The sequence below is a fragment of the Aerococcus sp. NPDC058936 genome, from assembly GCF_042741995.1.
Taxonomy (GTDB): Bacteria; Bacillota; Bacilli; order Lactobacillales; family Aerococcaceae; genus Aerococcus.
In genome coordinates this window covers 1-1074 of sequence record NZ_JBHYKZ010000026.1, presented here as the reverse complement: position 1 = coordinate 1074, position 1074 = coordinate 1, and the positions used below count along the sequence as shown (strand labels likewise).

At 35.7% G+C, this 1074-nt stretch carries 1 protein-coding gene; it reads left to right on the top strand.

Translation table 11 applies throughout. The features are described from left to right. Nucleotides 1-86: 86 nt before the first annotated feature. Nucleotides 87-1074: ISL3 family transposase (locus tag ACFW0C_RS09865; RefSeq protein ID WP_378107046.1), on the top strand; the 988-nt coding region annotated here is incomplete at its 3' end.

Here is a 1074-nt window from a genome sequence, read left to right as displayed (position 1 = left end):
TTGGTTCTATATTTTTTTACAAAAAAAGAGGAATCTCCATTATCATAAAGTTAACCACAACCATAGATAGAATAGGAGATTCCCACATGAATAAGTTTATCAATACCACGTTGCAATTGAAAGATGAAAATATAATCTTCGAAGATAAAGTTAAAGAAATGACAGTTAAGAATATAAAGTCACTGATCTATTTCGGCAGGTTAGATGTAAATCCTCAGTATTGTCCAGCCTGCGGCTGCATTAAACAAGGAAATAGTATCGTTAAGAATGGATCTAAAAAATCAAGAATCACACTAACAAAGATATCAGGGTTACCTGCTTACCTTGAATTACGAAAACAACGCTATCACTGTAGAGAATGTGATAGCTACTTCACTGCTAAATCAGAGATAATCGGTGATAACTGTTTTATTTCTAAGCGCGTCAAACGGATGGTATTAGACTTTGCAACCAATGCGTTGACACTTAAACATATCGCTGAGACATGCAACGTCTCTGATCATACAGTGCAACGGGTAATTGATGGTACTGGTAAGGATCTTAAACCTAGCATCTTCGATGCGTTACCTGAGCATATTGCTTTCGATGAATTCAAAGGTGTAAAGTATGCCGAAGGTAATATGAGCTTTGTCTTTATAGATAATACGAATTCACAGATCGTTGATGTGTTGGGAGATCGCAGAAAATTCAAGCTACGTGATTACTTTTGCGCCTATCCATTGAAGACTCGTCAGAAAGTTCAGACAGTTACAATGGACATGTACATGCCTTATATGGAAGTTGTGAGAGAGGTATTTCCCAACGCCAAAATCATTATTGATCGCTTCCACTTAGTTCAAGCATTAAATCGAGAATTGAATAAGTTACGTATTGAAGTAATGAATACATTCAGAGTTCCTGACCATAGATTGTACAACAAGTATAAAAGGTATTGGCGACTATTCTTAATGCCCCGAGAAAGACTAAGCTCATGGGATTATCAATCATTCAAGTTATTCGATTGGCTTACGAATACCGGTGGTATTTTAGATTATTTACTGGATAAGAATCCATTATTAAAAGACACTTATAATA